The 2774-nt window shown below is 50.2% G+C and carries 1 protein-coding gene; it reads right to left on the bottom strand.

Annotation, left to right across the window (positions count from 1 at the left end):
* A partial coding sequence (locus AC1WIP_RS14220) for a glycosyl hydrolase 53 family protein (RefSeq protein WP_481142446.1) occupies nucleotides 1–2647 on the bottom strand: 2647 nt, incomplete at its 3' end.
* Nucleotides 2648–2774 lie beyond the last annotated feature (127 nt).

Raw genomic sequence — 2774 nt, 5'->3', positions numbered from 1 at the left:
TCTCCTCCTGGTCTCCTGTATCTCCAGCTTCTGCCTGGTACAGATAAAGGTCATCCCACGCCCCCCAGGCTCCTGCCTGCGCCTTTGCAGAAATCCCTACCGTAATGGCCGTTCCATTCTCTGAAATCTCTATATTCTCCACAACCGGGTTCTGCCAATTCTGCCAGCCGTTTACCTGCGCCTGGGCCGTGTAGGTCTCACCTTCACATTCCACATACAATGCAAAGACCGCTTCTTCCCCGGCATCACCGCCATGGAGATAACCGCCAAAGGTGTAGACGCCTGCATCCAGCACCACTTCCTGCTCCACCGTATAGGAAATTTCCTCATCATCCCAGAAATGCAGGCAGTAGCTTCCCGTTCTCACATTGCTGGAATCCGCTTTTCTTCCTACGCTTCCTCCTTGATCCAGGATACTCCACATACTCATATCCGCATCCTCAAAGCCCGGATTAGACAAAAGATTAGCAGGCTCTATGGTCAAGGTACATTTCACCTGATAGGTTACGCCATCCGCGGAAACAGTCCCCGTTATTTCATAGGTACCCACCCCCGCAAGCAGCGCCTCTTCCAGCTTTTCCTGATCCCATGTAACGGGAACGGATGCCTTATCTCCATGGGAATAGCTGGCCTCCACTGTCTCTGGAAGCGTCACCTTCTGGCCCGCCTGTGCCGTAAGGGAAATATTATTTATAGTAGTGATCACATTGGGAGCATTGGTCCCCGTTTTCACATACTGGAACATTTTCAGAGTTTCCAAAGGATGCCCCGTAAAGTCAAACAAGGCCTGATTGTCTACGGCGCTTCCGCCATACCAAACTCCCGCATCATCAGGGTCATACTCCGCGGAATAAGAAGAAGCCCAGCCGGAACCATAGCTTTCCCAGAGTTCTTTATTCGCATCAAGGATTTCCTTCGCGTTCTGTGCATCCTCATCATACACCTGCACCGGAAGCCATGCCGGCTCCCAGTAAAATACGCCGACGCCCTGAATCTCCGAAACGGCATTGATCACATCCCGCATTTCATTTGCCTGTCCCTGCACCGATACCTCATAGGGCAGATCGATTCCCGTTTTCCCCTCAAAAATGGTGTTTTCATGTCCATCTCCGTCCTCATAGGTATAGCACCAGGAGGTCTCGGCCACCATCACCTTTTTTCCATAGGTCTGCGCAATATTTCCCAGTACACTTTTTAAATTGGAAATGGTTCCATGCCAATAGGGATAATAAGAAGAAGCAAAAATGTCATAATCTACATTGTAGGCATTCAAATTCCGGGCATATTCGGCATAACGCCCACTGGTTTCCGGATTTGCAAAGTGCAGGACCACATAGATTTCTTTTCCCGTATCCGCAGCCGCGCTTCTTACGGCCGCGCTTCCTGCGTTAAAAATCCGGGCCATATTTTCCCACTCAGATTCCCCGCAGATTTGTCCATTGGTTTCATTTCCAACCTGAACCATACCCACATCCACGCCTGCATCAAACAGGGTAATCAAGCTTTCGTAGGTATATTCTTCTACCTTCTGTACCTTTTCATCAATGTCCATCTCCGCCCATTCCTTAGGCTCCTTCTGCTTGGCCGGGTCCGCCCAGAAGTCAGAATAATGGAAGTCCACCAGCACCTTCATTCCTGCCTCGGCAGCCCACTTGCCGATTGTTACAGCTTTTTCAAGGTCATTGTTTCCCCCTCCATAGCCGTTTCTGTCTGCGTCATAGGGATCGTTCCAGACCCGGACGCGGATGTAGTTTACACCGCAGTCGGCCAATAAGCCAAAGAATCTCTGGTCGTCCAGCACCTCTCCTTCAAAATCATAAAAAGTGACGCCGCTGTGCCTTAAGGATACATAGGAGGACACGTCCATGCCGCTTATAAAATCGTCGGACAGATTTGCCACCCGCTCCACGTAAATCCCCGCATCCACCGGCTCCACATCCTCTTCCGGCTGCGTGCTCTCCTGGGCCTTCATCAAAACAAAATTATCAAAATCTCCCCAGTATCCGCACGCAATATCCCCGGACAGGGAAATGGTCACGCTGCCAGTCTCTGTCAGTGTAAACGCTTCGGTCTCCACCTGGGCCCATACATCCCAGCCTGCTGTTGCCGGAAGGGCCATCTGCAGATTGGTCTGCCCGTAAGTCACAGAAAGGGAAAGCCCTGATGTCACAGCCGCTCCTTCCTGGTCACAGCGCAGCTTATAAGTACCTGCAGGCACATTCTCAATGGTTCTCTCCATAGAAAAAGCTGCCGCCTGGGTAGTACTGTTGTTATAATAACTGAATATCCTGCTGGTGTTATCAGCAGCATATGTATCTATTTTTGTGTTGTATCCATAACCGCTTGCATTATCTCCCGAAATACTGATTTCCCATTCCGAAGCATAATCATCCCACCCCTGGGAATTGTCAGGAATCTCAAAATCCCCGTTTACGATCAGCTGTGTGGCCGTCCAGGAAACAGTTCCCGCATCTGAGCCGTTTTCACTTAAAGCCGACACATCTCCGCCTGACACTGTCTGCCCATCTCCTCCCGATACCGTCTGTGCATCCGCCCTGGCCTGCTGCACCGGCCAGGCAGCCCCCAGAATCAGCGCCATTGACAGCATGAAACAAAGAACCCCTTTTTTAACCAACCGTCTTGTCATACCTGCCCCATACCTTTCTTTTTTTCACACTTTCCTCCCTGACAGGCGACTGCGCAATCAATAATTGCGCAATCGCTTGTCTTTAAGAAAGTATATCATAAGTACTATTTTTTTTACTATTGACAGT

The sequence above is a fragment of the Acetatifactor sp. genome (assembly GCF_982438285.1).
The sequence above is the reverse complement of the archived record's forward strand: the minus strand, read 5'-3'. Positions and strand labels throughout refer to the sequence as shown.